11 protein-coding genes are annotated in these 12566 nt (G+C 38.0%); 5 read left to right on the forward strand and 6 right to left on the reverse strand.

Translation table 11 applies throughout. The annotated features are described in order from the left end of the window. Positions 1 to 109: 109 nt before the first annotated feature. The 3 genes from EKM66_RS00120 to EKM66_RS00130 are packed head-to-tail and all read left to right on the forward strand — an operon-like array spanning position 110 to position 2713. Complete coding sequence (locus EKM66_RS00120; protein ID WP_125760828.1) at positions 110 to 487, forward strand: cupredoxin domain-containing protein; 378 nt, start codon at positions 110 to 112, stop codon at positions 485 to 487. 25 nt (positions 488 to 512) lie between these two features. Continuing rightward, positions 513 to 785: a cupredoxin domain-containing protein gene (locus EKM66_RS00125; RefSeq protein WP_125760431.1), complete on the forward strand. Its 273-nt coding sequence runs from the start codon at positions 513 to 515 to the stop codon at positions 783 to 785. Continuing rightward, the gene (locus tag EKM66_RS00130; protein ID WP_125760433.1) at positions 785 to 2713 is read left to right on the forward strand and encodes a copper-translocating P-type ATPase; all 1929 of its coding nucleotides are present in this window, start codon (positions 785 to 787) and stop codon (positions 2711 to 2713) included. Before EKM66_RS00125 ends, EKM66_RS00130 begins: the two co-directional genes overlap by 1 nt. Positions 2714 to 2872: 159 nt before the next feature. On the opposite strand, the gene EKM66_RS00135 is transcribed toward EKM66_RS00130, so the two are convergent. The 4 genes from EKM66_RS00135 to EKM66_RS00150 form a co-directional block, all read right to left on the reverse strand. Further along, the gene (locus tag EKM66_RS00135) at positions 2873 to 3904 is read right to left on the reverse strand and encodes a branched-chain amino acid aminotransferase (protein ID WP_125760436.1); all 1032 of its coding nucleotides are present in this window, start codon (positions 3902 to 3904) and stop codon (positions 2873 to 2875) included. A gap of 393 nt (positions 3905 to 4297) precedes the next feature. Continuing rightward, positions 4298 to 5284 carry a LacI family DNA-binding transcriptional regulator gene (locus EKM66_RS00140; protein WP_164505003.1) on the reverse strand — a complete coding sequence of 329 codons (987 nt, stop codon included), beginning with the start codon at positions 5282 to 5284 and terminating at the stop codon, positions 4298 to 4300. Further along, entirely contained in the window at positions 5281 to 6774 is a 1494-nt protein-coding gene (locus EKM66_RS00145; protein ID WP_125760440.1) for a UDP-glucose--hexose-1-phosphate uridylyltransferase, read from the reverse strand. Before EKM66_RS00145 ends, EKM66_RS00140 begins: the two co-directional genes overlap by 4 nt. Further along, entirely contained in the window at positions 6774 to 7952 is a 1179-nt protein-coding gene (locus tag EKM66_RS00150) for a galactokinase (protein ID WP_125760442.1), read from the reverse strand. Before EKM66_RS00150 ends, EKM66_RS00145 begins: the two co-directional genes overlap by 1 nt. Before the next feature lie 211 nt (positions 7953 to 8163). Between EKM66_RS00150 and EKM66_RS00155 the strand changes: the two genes are divergently transcribed. Beyond that, on the forward strand, positions 8164 to 9030 hold the full coding sequence (locus EKM66_RS00155; RefSeq protein WP_125760443.1) for a DegV family protein: 867 nt from the start codon (positions 8164 to 8166) through the stop codon (positions 9028 to 9030). Between the two features lie 334 nt (positions 9031 to 9364). Here the strand turns inward: EKM66_RS00155 and EKM66_RS00160 are convergent, their stop codons facing one another. Continuing rightward, on the reverse strand, positions 9365 to 10750 hold the full coding sequence (locus EKM66_RS00160; protein ID WP_125760445.1) for an MDR family MFS transporter: 1386 nt from the start codon (positions 10748 to 10750) through the stop codon (positions 9365 to 9367). Positions 10751 to 10899: 149 nt separating this feature from the next. On the opposite strand from EKM66_RS00160, the gene EKM66_RS00165 reads away from it, so the two are divergent. After that, a complete protein-coding gene (locus EKM66_RS00165; RefSeq protein ID WP_125760447.1) occupies positions 10900 to 11421 on the forward strand; it encodes a GNAT family N-acetyltransferase in 522 nt (173 codons plus the stop codon). A gap of 83 nt (positions 11422 to 11504) precedes the next feature. On the opposite strand, the gene EKM66_RS00170 is transcribed toward EKM66_RS00165, so the two are convergent. After that, complete coding sequence (locus EKM66_RS00170) at positions 11505 to 12410, reverse strand: amidohydrolase family protein (protein WP_125760449.1); 906 nt, start codon at positions 12408 to 12410, stop codon at positions 11505 to 11507. Between the last annotated feature and the right edge of the window lie 156 nt (positions 12411 to 12566).

Genomic DNA, 12566 nt, shown 5'->3' on the forward strand with positions numbered 1-12566 from the left:
TCCCTAATTGGATATGGCTATTTTATTTTGTAAAATGTTTTTGTTGACAAATGTAAACGTCAGATATAATATTAATTTATCGATTACAGTTGTAAACAGAAATGAGGGAATGATTTTGACAAAGATAATAGTTTTGATAGCTGGTTTGGCAATTATAGGTTTCATGGTGTGGTGGTTCTTTGGTAAACATGAAGTAGCTGAGGTTTCCGCAGATGTTTCTGATAATTCTCAGAGTATTGATGTTGAAGTAAATGGTGGCTATTCACCAGAAACTGTTGTTTTGAAACAAGGTGTTCCAGCAATTTTGAATTTCACCCGTAAGGACAAATCAAGTTGTTTGGATCGTGTGGTCTTCTCAGACTTCGGTATCAATCAAGCATTACCTATTAATGAAGAACAACAAATTGAAATAGATACAACCAAGCCTGGCGAATATCAATGGGCATGTGGAATGGATATGTTCCATGGAAAAGTTATTGTTAAATAAATTGAGAGAATAGAGGATAAACATTATGACTGAAAATACACAAGAAGTTAAAGTTGAAGTTGCTGGAGGATACAATCCAGAAGTTGTTAATTTGAAGAAAGGTGTTCCCGCTAAGATCTCTTTTACTAGAACTAATCCACAGGGATGTTTAGATGTTGTTCATTCTAAGGAACTCGGCTTTGAAGAGGAACTTCCCATCAATGTAACTAAGACGGTTTATGTACCAACTGATAAGGCTGGTGAATTCGACTTCAGTTGTGGAATGGACATGTTCTTTGGAAAGGTAGTGATCTCGTAATGACGATAACTAAGCGTTTCTGGATATCATTGCTTTTTTCATTGCCAATGTTGATTAACATGATTCTGATGCCGTTCGGATGGATGTTGCCCGGTGGTAATTGGACGCAGTTAGCATTAACTACCGTAATCATGTTAGTTTCGGCTCGTCCATTCTGGCAGAGTGCATGGGCATCGTTTAATAAGCATCATTCTAATATGGATACATTAGTCGCAATTGGGACTGTAACAGCTTATGTGTACAGTATTTACGCTATGGCTACGAATCAGGCTGTCTTCTTTGAAAGTGCAGCATTTGTTACGACGTTTGTTCTTTTAGGACAAGTATTCGAAGAGAGAATGAGAAATAATGCATCTAATGCTGTGGAAAAACTGGTTGATCTACAAGCAAAAGATGCTGAAGTTATGCGTGATGGAAAACTTGTTAAGATCCCACTTTCTGAAGTCATTGTTGGCGACATTATCAGGGTAAAACCTGGTGAAAAGGTTGCTGTCGATGGAACTATTACTGATGGAACATCAACAATCGATGAATCAATGGTTACTGGTGAAAGTATGCCTGTTGAAAAGAAGACTGGCGACAAAGTAATTGGTTCAACTATCAATAGTAATGGTACATTCATGTTCAAAGCTGACAAAGTCGGTGATGACACGATGCTTTCACAGATCGTGGAATTAGTTAAGAAAGCTCAGAACAGTCATGCTCCTATTCAAAATTTAACTGATAAAGTTTCAGATATATTTGTTCCAACAGTTTTGATTCTGTCAATTCTAACATTTTTAGTTTGGTACGTATTTCTTGATGCGTCAGTCGCAAATTCATTGATATTTGCCGTTTCAGTTGTGGTTATTGCTTGTCCTTGTGCGCTTGGATTGGCAACACCTACAGCGTTAATGGTTGGAACTGGTCGTTCAGCCAAGATGGGTATCTTGATCAAGAATGGTGAAGTTCTAGAAGCTGTTAACGATGTTAAAACTGTTGTTTTTGATAAGACAGGTACTATCACAGTTGGCAAGCCAGAAGTTACAGATATTGTTGGGGATGAAAAAGAAGTTCTAGCATTCGCTACTGGACTAGAACAGTTTTCCGAGCATCCACTTGCTTCAGCTATTGTTAAGAAAGCTGATAACAGTAATATTTCTGTACCTAAAGTTAGTCAGTTCAAGGCTCTTGAAGGTAAGGGTGTTGAAGCTGTAGTAGCTGGTAAACAAGCATTTGTTGGTAATGACAAATTATTAGCTGATGTGGATATTGATGACAATATGAAGCAACAAGTTATCAAACTTCAAGAAGAGGCTAAGACAGTTGTCTTTGTTGGAGTTGAGAATAAAGTTATCGGTTTGATTGCTATTCAAGATGCTCCAAAAGATACTTCTAAAGAAGCAATAGCGGACTTGAAGGCTCGTGGTTTGAAGACCGTTATGCTGACAGGCGATAATCAACGTGTTGCGCAAGCAATTGCATCGCAAGTTGGAATTGATTCAGTTATTGCCGATGTTTTGCCAAGTGACAAAGCAGATCATGTTAAAGCTCTGCAACAAGATGGTAAAGTTGCCTTTGTTGGTGATGGTATCAATGATGCTCCAGCTTTGACTGTCGCTGATGTTGGTATCGCCATGGGTTCAGGTACTGATATTGCCATTGAATCTGGTGGTATTGTGTTGGTCAAGAATGATTTGAGAGATGTTGATCGTGCACTTGCATTGAGCAAGAAGACATTTAACAGGATCAAATTGAATCTATTCTGGGCATTTATCTATAATGTTCTGGGTATCCCAGTTGCTGCCGGATTGTTCTTCGGAATTGGTTTGAGCTTGAGTCCTGAGTTAGCTGGTTTGGCAATGGCATTTAGTTCATTGTCAGTTGTAACTAGTTCGATGTTGTTGAATAAAGCTAAAATAACAAGTAAAGCTAGGGTTGCTGTTTAGAGTTGATTTGTAATCTACGACTAAATGGATTAATCATTATCAATTAGAGGTAGAAACCTACAATACTTAAAAAGGTGTCGATGAATTAATTTTCATCGACACCTTTTTCATATCTATAATTTTGTTTTGTAAATTTTACCTAGCGATTACTATTTTCCTTTAATCAACAACTTGAATCCATCCCTCAGGTGCTTCAACAGTACCGAATTGGATTCCTGTTAATTCGTCATAGAGCTTCTTAGTAATTGGTCCGACTTCTGTTTCACTATAGAATACGTGTAGTTTACCATTGTGTTCCAATCCTCCAATAGGAGAGATTACAGCGGCCGTACCACAGGCACCAGCTTCTTTGAATTGATCTAATTGATCGATGTATACGTCACCCTCCTTAGCTCCAAGTCCCAATCTGTGTTCAGCGAGCCAAAGTAATGAATATTTGGTGATTGAAGGTAGGATAGATGGTGACTTTGGTGTTAAGAAGACATTGTCCTTTGTGATACCAAAGAAGTTAGCTGATCCAACTTCTTCAATCTTTTTGTGCTCAACTGGGTCTAGATATACGCAGTCAGCGAATCCTTCTTTATGGGCATTGTCGCCAGGTAGTAAGGAAGCGGCATAGTTACCACCAACTTTTGCTTGACCAGTACCTTTGTGGGCTGCACGGTCATATTGAGAAGTTGTGAAGTTAACAGGTGTCATACCACCCTTGAAGTAACTACCAACAGGCATTGCGAAAATTGTAAAGATATATTCAGGAGCTGCGTGGACGCCAATAGTTGCACCTGATCCAATTAGAAGTGGACGGAGATAAAGTGTAGCACCAGTTCCATATGGTGGAACGAAGTCGGCGTTTGCTTTAACAACTTGTTTAACAGCATCGACGAACTTGTCCTCAGGGAATACCGGCATAAGTAGTCTTTCAGCTGAACTGCGTAAACGAGCAGCATTACGATCAGGTCTGAATAATTGAATCTTGTTGTCAGGTGTACGATAAGCTTTCATTCCTTCGAAGGCACCTTGACCATAATGTAGTACAACAGCAGCTTCACTTAGTTGAAGAGTACTGTTCTCAGTAAGACCACCATCTTGCCAGGCACCGTCCTTCCAGTGAGCCGTATATCGATAAGGCAAGTCCATATAGTCAAATCCTAAGTTTTTCCAATCTAGTTTTGATGCATCTGCTTTTGCCATAAAAATATCTCCTTTGTTTAACTGCTGTACGCAATTTTTATTAAACAATATTAAAATTTTGTTAAAGCTAATGATAGTTCGAATATGTATATTAAGTCAACTGTGAACCCTGGAATTAGATTGATGTCTTTTTTTATTAGGATAGCTTTAATTTGTTAGTTGTAGTTGTCGTCTCCGGTTGAGAGATATTTTACCTGCCATGTGGACCGGTTTGAGCCGAGGTGCGGTCTCAAACCTCGACTTTAAGCCTTGCTTCGCAAATCTTAAAGTTCGTCCTGTTTTCACGGCTGGTAAAATATCTCTCAATCTCTGACTAGAGCGGTTATTCTTTCCAATCGGAGACGAAAAAAATAGGACCTGTATTTGTACAAATCACAAATACAGATCCTATAATTATTTCTTAGTACTATCTCTAAATACAAGCTTAGTAGCTAGTTCTAACTTGAAAGGTACGTGCTTGTCGTTATTTAAAAGATCATTCAAAATATCAACTGAGCAACGTCCCATTTCTTCCATCTCGACTGAAACTGCGCTTAACTCAGGGTTAACGTAGTTTGCGACTGAGGTGTTATTGAAACTAAAGACTTGTACTTGACCAGGAACAGAGATGCCAGCTTCTTGCAAAGCCTGAAGTGTTCCAGCAGCCATTGGATCATTTGTAACGAAGAAGGCAGATGGTAATTTATCCAGCTTATTAATGGCTGAGCGCATCTGCTGATATCCAGACTTCTTAGTGAAGTCACCCTTGAAACAATATTTTTCCTGAAAGAGGTTGTTATTGGATAAGTATTGTTTGAAATAATCGAATCTTTGGTCAGGGATGACTCTAAGACCGTCAGTCGAATGTTCTTCGCCATAGATGATACCTATGTCTTGTAAGTCTTGTTTAATAAAGAAGTCAATGACTTGAGTAACACCGGTTTTGAAGTCACTGAGGACGGAATCATACCCATTCATGAATTGGTTGTCATCGATGAAGACGATTTTTGGTGAAACTTGTGACATATGCTTGACTTGTTCATTACTGAATTTCCCAACAGCAATGATGGCGTCGATGTCACCCTCAATTTCATTCAAATCATTCTGGAATATACGAACAATTTCGAAGTTATAGAGCTGACTACGTTTCTCAATACCTTCTCGGATCATCATATAATACAGGTCATCTTGTTCTTTGGATTGTGAATACCATTGGATCAAAGCAACACGCTTTTGAATCCGTCGGTTAACTTTTGAATAATTAAGAGCATCAGCTGTTTTGATAATTTTGATACGTGTCTCGTCAGTGACTGAAAGAGTTAAGTCATTGTTGAGGACACGAGATACAGTCGCTGGTGATACTCCAGCTTTTTTTGCGATATCACGTATTGTTGCCATTATTTCACCGAACTCAAACTATCAGTATTTAAACTATCAATAAACTTGCCGAATGCGGCTTGTCCAGCGTCATTCCACTTGTAGACACCAGCGTTCTCTAGAACGTGTGAGAATACCAATCCTGTTTCATTATTGACGATTTCTTCAACATTATCCTTAGTGAATTCATGTTGATTCTTTAATTCATCGGCCCATTCTTTGTGGTAATCGGCCATTTCATTTGGCTCACCAAGCAAGTACTTTTCGACTTCAACTAGTTCAGTCTTGAGTCTGGCTGGTAAGATGGCACGTCCCATAACTTCGATCAAGCCGATATTTTCTTTCTTGATATGTTGATATTGCTTGTGTGGATGGAAGATACCATCAGGGTATTGAGCAGATGTTTGGTTGTCGCGCAAGACAATATCCATAACATATTTGTCACCATCACGATAGGCGATAGGTGTAACTGTGTGATGACGAACGCCATCAACATAGGCACGAATATCTACACTTTCATCAGAATAATTCATCCAAGTATTATGGATCAATGTGGCAGCTTTAACCAATTGGTCAGGCTTGTCACTTGTTAATCTGATATCTGACAATGGCCATTTAACGATTCCAGCTTGTACATCATCAATAGGTAGAGTTATTTCTTTAACAACTGGAGCCTTCATCATAGGGAACTCGTGACGTCCACCTTGATAATGGTCATGAGTTAGCATAGATCCACCAACGATAGGTAAGTCGGCGTTACTTCCAACGAAGTATTGTGGGAATTGTTTAACGATTTCTAGTAGATTACTGAAAGTATGCTGATTAATTATCATTGGTCGATGCGTCTTAGCTAAGAAGATGGCATGTTCTGTGAAGTAAGCATATGGAGAATATTGGAATCCCCATGTTTCACCACTCAGGGTGAATCTGATAATACGATGATTACTTCTAGCGGGATAGCCTAATCTACCTAGATATCCTTCATTTTCCATACATAATTGACACTTAGGATAGCCGTTTTGAACTTGATTACGAGCTGCAGCAATTGCTTTAGGGTCTTTTTCAGGTTTAGAAAGGTTAACGGTGATTTCCAGGTTGCCATAATCAGTTTTAGTTTCGAATGACAGATTCTTAGCAATGGCACGTGTCTTGATATAATCATTTTTACGACTGAGATTATAGAAATAGTTAGTCGCATCTTCAGGGCTCTTTTGATAAAGATTCCAGAATTTCTGGTTAACATAAGAAGGCATTGGTGTGATTAGATTCATCAATTGATCGCCAAGGATTTCCTTGTCAGTTGGATTATCTTCAATTTTTTCATTTGTGATCGCAGTTTGAACCAGTGCATCACGCAAGTCTAATAGGGACTTACCGTTGATATTACATTCGTCACCAACTAGTGCACGGATACGATTGATCAAGTAGATTCTGTCTAATTCTTGATAGGCATTGTCAGCTTTGATAATCTCGTCAGCAAATTTATCGATAGCATTTGTTTCTTTGGAACTCATTATTCTTCCACCTTTGATAATTCTTTTGGTCCATCAGAAATTTCAGCGATGTAGAAGTCAGCATCATAGCCGATTTCTTTCTTATAAGTTTCGCCGACATTCTTCTTGAAGTTATCCACTTCGTCTTTGGCAACGATAGCGATAGCACAGCCACCGAATCCGGCACCTGTCATACGAGCACCAAGAACTCCAGGTTGTGCCCAAGCTGTTTCTACTAAAGTATCAAGTTCTTTACCAGTTACAGCATAGTCGTAGTGTAGTGAAACGTGTGATGCGTTGACTAGACGACCGAATCCTTCGATATCATTGTCCTTTAATCTATCAATAGCTTTCAAAGTACGTTGATTTTCAAAGACAGCATGACGTGCACGACGAATCAAGGCGTCATCATTGATCAAGTAATCGTATTCGTTGAATTCATCGATTGAGAGATCCCCAAGTGCCTTGATATCCAGCTTTGTTTGTAATCTCTTAAGTGCTTCTTCACATTCACTGCGACGTTCGTTGTACTTAGAATCAGCCAATTCACGACGTTTGTTGGTATTCATGATGACAATAACGTTGTCTCCAAGTTCAACTGGAGCGTATTGATATTTCATAGTATTTGTATCAAGCAAGATGGCTTGATCCTTTTTGCCCATACCAACTGCGAATTGGTCCATGATACCTGAGTTAACACCAATATATTTGTTTTCGTCTTCTTGACCAATTTTAACTAAGTCTAATTGGTCAACTTTTAGATCGAAGACATTGTTCAAAATTGTTCCCATCAATAATTCGATTGATGCGGAAGATGATAATCCGGCACCGTCTGGCAAGTTACCATGGATAAATAAGTTGAATCCATGATCGAACTTGTAGCCGCGTTGTGCTAAGAAGTACATGATACCGCGTGGGTAGTTTACCCAGCCATCTTCCTTGTTGTAGTCGAGTTCGTCAGTAGTGAAGCTGATGATACCCTTGTCAGGGATATTTGCGGAATACATTTGGATCTTATTGTCGTCACGTGCGCCGTATGCAGCGTATGTACCAATACTAATGGCACAAGGGAAGACGTTACCACCGTTATAATCGGTATGTTCACCGATTAAGTTAATTCTGCCGGGTGAGAAGAAAAGTTTGTCGGCAGCTGATTTAAATATGTTTTGATAATCTGAAAGAAGGGTTTCGTTATTCATAATGTTAGTCTCCATATTTATTTAGTAAATGTTTACCAATTTATGATAACGCTTTCTTGAAGCTATCGCAATAAAATTAATTAGTAAACGTTTGGTAAACAAAAATAATTGTTAGCTTGCAACGTAATATATAATAGTAATATAAACTAAATATGTTATGATTTAAGCAACACTTTCATATCATTACATTGAAGGAAAAAGAGGACGAATTATGCCAACGGCAATTGTGACGGATACGGCTTCATACTTAACCCCAGAACAAATCAAAGAATTCAATATCGTTGTTCTGCCCATTACAGTTATTTTGGGAAATACACAATACAAAGAAACTGAAGAATTAGGATTAGACAAATTTTACGACTACTTAAAAACAGAAGATGAACTACCTACAACAGCACAAGTTTCCATGGGTCAAATTGAAGAAGCTTATGACAATTTGGTTGAACAAGGTTATGACAAAATCATTTCAATTCATCTATCAAGTGGAATTACTAGTTTCATGAATAATTTACGTATGTTTTGTAAGGACTATGACAAGGCTGAAACATTCCCGTTCGATTCGTTGGTAGCTAGTGCCGGAGAAGCCAATTTGGTATTGCTTGCTGGTAAATTAGTTAAAGAGGGTCAAGATCCAGAAGAAATCATGCCTAAGCTCAAGGCACTACGTGACACAATGGAAGTCAGATTTGCGGTTGATAACTTGAAGCACTTAATGCGTACGGGTCGTTTGAGCAATAGATCAGCTATTATTGGGAATCTTTTGAATATCAAACCAATGCTTACTTTTGATGAAGAGGGTAAAATTATCGCTATTGGTAAGGAACGTACTATGAAGCGTGTCTTCAGACTAATGTGCGATAAGATTCAAGAGACTCTGGATGGTGTTGATTACAAAGTTCACGCAACTGTTATCGATGCTAATAACCAAGAGTTGTCAGATGCTTGGACTAAGGAATTAAATGAGAGGTTTCCTGAGATCCGTGTAACTCAAAGTTCTCTTGGACCTGCTATCAGTGTTCACACTGGTGAAAAGACTATGGGAATTATTTGGGAAGAGGACTGGCAAACAGTTAAATAAGGTATTTTAAAAGGAGCATCCATTTTTGTGGGTGCTCCTTTTGGTTTGCTTGTGTTTTGGTTTGCCTGCGGTTGAAAAATAATGACATCGGCTGTGGGACCGACTTCAGCCTTGGTCTGAAGTCTCGCTTTTGAACTCTGCATAAATCACAGATTTCAAAAGTCGTCCTGTGCTGTAAGAACGGCTTTGCCGTTCAACACCACTTTCACTGCCGGTGTCATTATTTTTCAACCTCCGGCTATCTTATTGTAATGATATGTTAGTTAATAGCTATTTTCTATTGATTAGTTAACATAGCATGTAAATATCCCTAGATCGAAAATATTAATAACGATTATGCTTCTGTGTTTTCAGAAGTCCTTGAAACTAACCAACGAGTTAAGAATAGGCAAATGATTATCATACCTAGTGATACGACAAATCCTATCTTGATACCGATCAATTCACTGTGTAGATAATTGCCTGGATTAGCTCTAGTTGACATACTGATAATTCCAACTAATAGAGCTGTACCAAATGATGCAGCAACTTGACGCAAAGTGTTATAAGTTGCTACTCCATCTGGTAATATTTCGTGTGGAATTGATGATAGTGCTTGAGTTTGAATTGGGATCAGCACTTGGCACAATCCCATCTGTCTAATTGTCTGGCCTAATGTGACTATCAGAATTGGCGTTGATAAGGTTGTGAATGACTGTAATCCGGTACCGATACAATCGATTATTAGTCCAGAAACAACTAGTCTTTTTACGCCGAATCTATCGTACAATCTGCCACTGATAGGTGACATTATTGCAGTGAAGGTTGCACCAGGGAGAACTACTAGTCCAGATTGCAAGGCACTGTAATGCATGACGTTTTGAACCAGAATAGGGATGATAATTGAGTTACTATACATGGTTACCATCAGAATCATGTTGATTACTACTGCGACATTATATTGTTTGTAGTTAAATATGTTCAAGTTAATGAATGGGGATACATCGTTGCGTTGAGTTAATACGAATGTTATCAGCAATATTAATCCAATTAATGTTGAACCACCGATATTGAAGCTAAAGAAGTTGGTAGTTCCGATGTTGGATAATCCATATAATAGGAACAATAGTCCTAGACTTGATAGGATCAATCCTTTGGTATTGAATTTGAGCTTAGTTTCCTGATGATTATCGGAAAGAAAGATGAACGACAGGATAATATTTATGGCAGTGAATGGTATTACCAAGATAAACAAATAACGCCATGATAAAACTGACAGTACGAATCCTGATAGGGTGGGCCCAACAACTGGAGCAAAGTTGAATGCTAAGCCAATTATTCCCATGACATTACCTTGGTTATGTTTGTCAGCTGAATTCATTGCCATAACATTGACCAATGGCATCATGACACCAGCACCAATTGCTTGAATCATTCTCCCAGTTATTAGGAAGACGTACTCATGTGAGAGCGCACCAAAAATAGTTCCCAACAGAAAAATAATTGAGAAGAACAAATAAAGTTTTTTGAATGAGAACTTCTTGAGCAGGAATGCACTTGTGGGGATCATAATAGCATTCACAAGAATGTAGCCATTTGTCAGCCATTGTCCCATTGAAGTTGTAATTGAAAAAGTCTTCATGATTGAAGGCAGAGCAGTACTCATCAGAGTGGAACTTAAAACTCCGAAAAAGCTGCCGATAGTAACGATAGCTAATGATATTTTGGTCTTTTTGTTCATTAAATGGACACTTCCTTATACGTGTTAAAAAAACGTGCTTTTCTTATCATCGGTTTAATAGTGGCCTTTGTCAAATAAACTTGAATTGACAATGTTATAAGTTAGATTATTATTAAATTTATGAGTTCACAGTATAGGGAGTGGAGTATATGTTTAACGTTTTTGTAAGACAGGCACAAAAGGAAGATTTAACACAAATCATCAAGGTTATTAATGATGCTAAGAAACTGATCAAGGGTACTGGCAGCCCTCAGTGGCAAGATGGCGAACCAAGCCTACAAGTTCTTGAGGAGGATTTGGAACTTGGTCGTGGGTATGTTCTAATAGTTAACGGTGATTTAGTTGGTTATACTTGTTTGATGCAGACTGATGATCCTCATTATGAAGTCATTCAAGATGGTAGCTGGAATAATACTACTGATAAGTACGCAACTCTACACCGTGTTGCCATCAAAGATGGATATCGTGGCAAACATCTAAGTGACTTCTTGATGTCTAATATGTTCACTATTGGCTATGGATTAGGATTCAGAAACTTTAGAATCGATACGCATGAGATGAACAAAGGCATGCAACATGTTTCTGAGAAACTTGGATTCAAGTATCGCGGAATTATTTATGTTGGTCCTAAAGAAGACGACCGTCGTGTGGCTTATGAGTTAAATATGTAGTCGTGATAAAGCATGTTTAAATTTTGAATATAACTTAAAAAATCTCCTCAAACTTGACGAATATATCAAATTTGGGGAGATTTTTAATTAAGCATATTTTTTAAATTTTCTGAATAAATCATATTCTTTTGATCCGCAGGGATATTCATATTATCGATTGCAGATACAATTTTGTTAGTTGCGCCGAATGGTGGAATACCAAACGGCGCATCTGTTCCAAACAATACATGACTGACTCCAAAGAAGTCGACTGTTAATTCAAGCGCCTTGGGATTGCCAAGTAGGGCAGTATCAACGTAGAACTTCTTGAAGTCGTTGTATTCAGTTTCAGACATCGTATATTTTATGCGTTCTGAGAAGAATGGAATCATGGCACCAGCGTGGTGAACGATAACTTTCAAATTAGGATACTTTTCGAAGTATCCCTTTTTGACTAGCCCGTACATAGCTTGTGTTAATTCATACTCCCAACTGAAAGTAATATTGTTGTCGGTACGTGATTCATCAAAGACTGGGTGCAGCCAAATCGGAATGTTCAAGTCATTTAGCTTAGCAAAAATTGGTTCGTATTCATCAGAAGTAATTGGTTTGTTCAATGCTCTAGTGAACAATTGAACGCCGACTAATTCTTTATTTGTGACAACTTGATCTTCAATAATCTTGACGGCTTTGTTAACTGAATTCATGGGCAACATCGCTACCGCAGATAGGAAAATATCGTTATCTTTTACCATGGCAATCAGTTCCTCATTTGCATCGCGGCATAACTCGACGGACGTTTTGTCGTCAACGTAGTCTTCAGGGTTCAAGTTAACATTGGAAATAACTTGTTTAACATCAGGGGCTAAGCCAGTTTTTATTTTCTCAATATTAGTTAGCATATCGTTTTGCAAATAAGGGTTCTTAGCTAACAAGTTATCATCAAATTGTTTCATGTGATCATAAAAATTTATGGGTAATACATGAGCAAATACGTCAATTTTTGTCATTAAATATATCTCTCCTCTCAATGGTTAGTATCATATACCTTGAAGTTAACTTTAAAGCAATAGAAAAGTTTGACAGATGCATCTTAAAACATCAGAGCTATGATGTACAATACTTATAATTAATGACTAAGAATGCCCAAAAGTAATGAAAGGATA

It is taken from the genome of Companilactobacillus hulinensis, from assembly GCF_003946555.1.
GTDB classification, from domain to species: Bacteria; Bacillota; Bacilli; order Lactobacillales; family Lactobacillaceae; genus Companilactobacillus; species Companilactobacillus hulinensis.

Excerpts from the sequence above, each read along its gene's own strand:
- EKM66_RS00125 (WP_125760431.1), top strand. The coding sequence starts at position 513 with ATGACTGAAAATACACAAGAAGTTAAAGTTGAAGTTGCTGGAGGATAC.
- EKM66_RS00155 (WP_125760443.1), top strand. The coding sequence starts at position 8,164 with ATGCCAACGGCAATTGTGACGGATACGGCTTCATACTTAACCCCAGAA.
- EKM66_RS00170 (WP_125760449.1), bottom strand. The coding sequence starts at position 12,410 with ATGACAAAAATTGACGTATTTGCTCATGTATTACCCATAAATTTTTAT.
- EKM66_RS00160 (WP_125760445.1), bottom strand. The coding sequence starts at position 10,750 with ATGAACAAAAAGACCAAAATATCATTAGCTATCGTTACTATCGGCAGC.
- EKM66_RS00120 (WP_125760828.1), top strand. The coding sequence starts at position 110 with ATGATTTTGACAAAGATAATAGTTTTGATAGCTGGTTTGGCAATTATA.
- EKM66_RS00135 (WP_125760436.1), bottom strand. The coding sequence starts at position 3,904 with ATGGCAAAAGCAGATGCATCAAAACTAGATTGGAAAAACTTAGGATTT.
- EKM66_RS00130 (WP_125760433.1), top strand. The coding sequence starts at position 785 with ATGACGATAACTAAGCGTTTCTGGATATCATTGCTTTTTTCATTGCCA.
- EKM66_RS00165 (WP_125760447.1), top strand. The coding sequence starts at position 10,900 with ATGTTTAACGTTTTTGTAAGACAGGCACAAAAGGAAGATTTAACACAA.
- EKM66_RS00150 (WP_125760442.1), bottom strand. The coding sequence starts at position 7,952 with ATGAATAACGAAACCCTTCTTTCAGATTATCAAAACATATTTAAATCA.
- EKM66_RS00145 (WP_125760440.1), bottom strand. The coding sequence starts at position 6,774 with ATGAGTTCCAAAGAAACAAATGCTATCGATAAATTTGCTGACGAGATT.